Origin of the sequence: Dapis purpurea BLCC-M126 (assembly GCF_050015975.1) — a bacterium.
In the GTDB taxonomy this organism is placed as follows: domain Bacteria; phylum Cyanobacteriota; class Cyanobacteriia; order Cyanobacteriales; family Microcoleaceae; genus Trichodesmium.
This window is the reverse complement of sequence record NZ_JBNHER010000040.1, coordinates 1-4,792: the sequence shown is the minus strand read 5'-3', so window position 1 is coordinate 4,792 and position 4,792 is coordinate 1. Positions and strand designations below refer to the sequence as shown.

3 protein-coding genes are annotated in these 4,792 nt (G+C 39.6%); all 3 read right to left on the bottom strand.

The genetic code is table 11. The features are described from left to right. Nucleotides 1–959: tetratricopeptide repeat protein (locus tag ACP6PL_RS04480; RefSeq protein WP_426542976.1), on the bottom strand; the 959-nt coding region annotated here is incomplete at its 3' end. A gap of 573 nt (nt 960–1,532) precedes the next feature. Beyond that, complete coding sequence (locus ACP6PL_RS04475; protein ID WP_426542974.1) at nt 1,533–3,323, bottom strand: S8 family serine peptidase; 1,791 nt, start codon at nt 3,321–3,323, stop codon at nt 1,533–1,535. Nucleotides 3,324–3,635: 312 nt separating this feature from the next. Beyond that, nucleotides 3,636–4,406: a hypothetical protein gene (locus ACP6PL_RS04470; protein ID WP_426542972.1), complete on the bottom strand. Its 771-nt coding sequence runs from the start codon at nt 4,404–4,406 to the stop codon at nt 3,636–3,638. Nucleotides 4,407–4,792: the final 386 nt, after the last annotated feature.

The following is a 4,792-nucleotide window of genomic DNA, read 5'->3' as shown; positions in this document are numbered from 1 at the left end:
GGTAAAGCTTCAGTGTAGTTCCCTTGCTCACGGTACAGTTCTGCTAGGTTATTGAGGCTTTGAGCAACGTCTGGATGGTCTGCTCCTAATACTTTTTCTCTGATTGCCAGAGACTTTTGGTATAGGGGTAAGGCTTCACTGTAGTTCCCTTGGTCATCGTACAGTGATGCCAGGTTGTTGAGGCTGGTGGCGACCAAGGGATGGTCTGCTCCTAATACTTTTTCTCTGATTGCCAGAGACTTTTGGTATAGGGGTAAGGCTTCACTGTAGTTCCCTTGGTCATCGTACAGTGATGCCAGGTTGTTGAGGCTGGTGGCGACCAAGGGATGGTCTGCTCCTAATACTTTTTCTCTGATTGCCAGAGACCTTTGCCATAGGGGTAAGGCTTCCGTGTACTTCCCTTGGTCACGGTACAGTGATGCCATATTGTTGAGGCTGGTGGCAACGTCTGGATGGTCAGCTCCTAATGCTTTTTCTGTGATTTCCAGAGACTTTTGGAATAGAGGTAAGGCTTCTGTGTAGTTTCCTTGCTGACGGTAGAGTGATGCCATATTGTTGAGGCTGGTGGCAACGTCTGGATGGTCTGCTCCTAATGCTTTTTCTTTGATTGCCAGAGACCTTTGGTATAGGGGTAAGGCTTGGCTGTAGTTGCCTTGGTAATGGTGCTGCAGACCTAGAAAATTAATAACTATAGCAGCTTCAGGGATTTCAGAAACACCTGCATTTTCTAAAATAACCAAGGCACGTTCTAATAGTGGTATAGCTTCACTATATTTCCCCTGTTTTGACAACTGTCTTGCCTGTTGAAAAAGTCGCTTAAATTCCTCGACCTCCTCAGACTGTGCTACTACAGCAGGTTTAATTTCCCCTACTACGGGTTTGGCCATCCCCACAGTTAACCCACAGATACTAATAAATGTTGCTCCCCACACCAGAGAATATTTAATTATTGATTTCATAAAATTCACCCCATTAGCACACCTACTTAATTATATATCTGTAGAAATAACCAGTTATGCAGTTTACTTAATTTAACTCGTCTGTCCGCAGCGAGGCGACGGGTAAACAACTTAAACTTTTGGGAAAATCGTTAATCCTAGCCTTTTCAATCTCTATTTTAGGAGATTGCCACGGGGGGTATAACGACAAAACCAATAACGTAATACTTTCCCCTCCCCCTCGCAATGACCATCGCAATTCCTTTGTCCGCAGCGAGGCGACGGTAAACAACTTAAACTTTTGGGAAAATCGTTAATACTAGCCTTTTCAATCTCTATTTGCAGGAGATTGTCACGGGGGGAATAATAGCAAAACCAAGAACCATTATCTTTCCTATCCCCCCTCGCAATAACCATAGCAACTTGTCCGTCATTGCGAGGCGAGGGTAAACAACTTAAGCTTTTGGGAAAATCGTTAATCCTAGCCGAAGCAATCTCAGGGGTGCGGGGAGATTGCTATCCTGACGGACTGCTCCGCAAACGCTGCCGCTCGCAATGACGACTATTCAATCGGATTCTATAATATCTCATAAATCATTCCTGATTGCTATATAATAATTTATCAGCATTAATCAAACCAAAACCCCATTTCGGATCGAAACTGCCAGCAGGTTTTCCTGGGATAAAACTAGATGAGCGCAAACGTTGCTTAATTTCTTCAGGTGTTAACTCCGGTTCCCTCTCTAACAACAAAGCTACCAACCCAGTAATAAAAGGTGTTGCCATACTCGTACCTGCCATAACTCGATGAAACTCGTCAACTTGCATCATTGACGAACAATTAGAAGTAGAAGACAAAGCAGAAACTATCATCGCTCCCGGTGCAACTACATCTGGTTTCTGAATGCCATTACGCAACGGACCTGGACTACTAAATTCTGAAATTGTATCTAAATCTAATCCCACCTTTTGCCAATTTTTCTCCACATCTTGCCAGGATAGTCGCGCCGTGTAAGAACCCACCGTAATTGCTCTTCCTGCTGCACCAGGAGAACCAATTTTGATAAAATCTTGTACGCTACCTCCTGTAAATATGACATCAAATCCCTTTTTATTCTCCCCACTCCAGATATTAACCCTACCATTGTTAATAGTAACCCCATTTAACAAAAGTCGCCAAGTTCCCGTATTTCCAGAAGCAATCGATACAGAAGTAGGGTCATGACTAATTTCAATGTTAAACCAATGTTCTCCGTTGTCTGTATTTTCCGGACCGTACATAATAATTTGTACCTTCGCTCCTGATAAATGATATGTTTGTTGGGAATAACCATTGTCACCGATGCTCTGAAAATGAGTACGACTTCCCTCCGGAGATTGCACTGCCACTTCAATATTATCATTGCTAGCGTACCAACCATTTAATTCTGCTCGCCATCTGTGAGGAGCGGAACAGATGGAAGCAGGTATAAGGAAACGGAGGCAAGCTTGTTGATTTTGTTGTACAATAGTTTCTGCATGGATATCAACGTTTCCCTCATTACCTGCAGCACAACAGACAATTTTGCCTGGACCAGATTCTTGGTCAATGAAACTAGACAAGGGATCGCTACCATCATGGGCGTTGTAGTGGTCTCCTAAACTGAGATTAACTACTGCGGGTCGTTGCAGTTCATCTGCCACCCGAAATATATAGTCTATCGCATCAGCAATATATGTATTCAACCCAGCTTTAACTATTACTAAGTCTGCTTTGGGAGCGACGCCTGTAAAAGCATGATGATTACCTGCTGCAATGCCTGCAATATGAGTACCATGACCAGTATGATCGCGAGACATTGCTAATATCCCCTTAGGTAAGTCCCCAGTCAATTCTAAACCTTCTGGATATTCGGTGTTGCCATCATTAGGAAGGGTATGATCCCATATCCGCAAAATTCTATTAGTAAAAGCAGGGTGGGTAGTATCGATACCGCTATCGATGATGCCAATGATTACTCCTTTACCAGTTAACTTAGTTTTTACTTGAAAATTAGGCAAACCAATAGTGGTTGTTGCTACATCTAATAGAGGTTTCAGGTAACGGGAGGGAGTAATACGGGCGATCGCTGATTCTTCGGATAAACGCCCTATGTTTTTTAGGGGAACAAATGCTGTGCGAATTTTACCTCTAGACTGTTTGACTTGTACTCCATATTCTTTGAGGCGATCGAGATTAGCATTTTCTGCACAACGGATAAATACTGATGCTAAAGCTGGTTTGGCGGTTTTGGGATCGTTAATAATACCTAACGACCGCAGATGCAGGTTGAGACCTTTTTCTCCTTGTTGTTGATACTGTTCTAAGGCGTTTATTAATCCAGGAGCAATCTTTTCTGGTTTCATATTGTTACTCACGAATAAGCAATAAAGGTTTATTTATCTAGGAAAGAAAGAAATAATATCAGTTGCAAAAAATATTGCTATATTAACTTTTTTTAGTATAACTCAGGTAGTTTATCAATGTACAGGTAGGGAAACCGACACTTTATCTACAAAAAAACCGGATTTCTTTGCTTAATCTCAAATCTGGATAATTACTATCGCCAAATCCGCAGCGAATGGAGTGGAAGGAAGCAATCTCTTATGCTTCCCTACTTTTAGCTCCTCCAAAATCAATAGCTAATAGCTGATGGCTGAATGCTGAATGCTTACTTACTACTCTTCATAAATCAGGATATTTTTCACATCACTCCCGACTTTTTGTGAACCAAATAAACCTGGTTTATATACCCATGCTGCCCGCACATCTGCAGTAACTTTATCCAAGTTTTTTGGTTTTTTTATTGTCAGAGCAACTCTGACATCATTTTTAATTCCATTGCCTTGAAAAAACCAAGCTGGTTGAGAAGTTAATCCACCAGAAAAATCAATTTTAACATCTCTCATACGTCCTAGATTAAATTCCCATGGCTCTAGTTCAATATCAGCAGGTAAGAGATTTGAAATATTAGCAGTTACGGGAATAAATTTTAGTAATTTATCAACTGCTACATTAACTTTACCTTTAACTAGATATTTTTCATCAAATAAATCAGATGGTAATCCATCTACAGCTATTATTGGTTCATCGCTATTATTTTCCTTGAAGGAAACTTCAAATCTCAGTTGTTCAATTTTACCCTGGGGAAGAATAATATTCATCCCTAGTTCCGCTTTAATTTTATCATATTTATGATCGGAACTAATAATGGTTGATTCTGCATATTCAGCAATCTCAATTCTCGTTTGTTTAATTAACCGAACTATTTCCCAAGGTTCAAGATTTTTATATTTATACCGGTAACGACCAATTATATCTGGTAAATCTTGATTGTTTTCAGTAATATCGTTAGGAATTTGCTCATAGTTACCAGTCAAATCAATTGTTTGATTTAGCTGATATTCATCATCAAAAATATATTTTGGTTCTAGTAGTTTACTGTTCATCTTATTCTCCATTAAAATTAATTCAAATTAGATTTAGCTATAACTATAGCAATTATAGAATTAGTGAGATACAGAACTTTGGAATTTTAGGCAACAGCTTAACAAAGAAAATGGAATATATACAGTGGCATAAAAAAATAGAGGCAAAAAGATTTAATCTTTACAATTTAATTTATGGGATGTCTCTTATGACTGACGATCTATTTGTAGTAAATATACACGCAAATTAGTTTGCAGCGGTTTTCATATTAATAAACCACAATGATACTGACTCCTTACTCCTTACTCCTTACTCCTTACTCATTACTCATTACTCCTTACTCCTTACTCATTACTCATTACTCCTTACTCATTACTCCTTACTCATTACTCCTTACTCATTACTC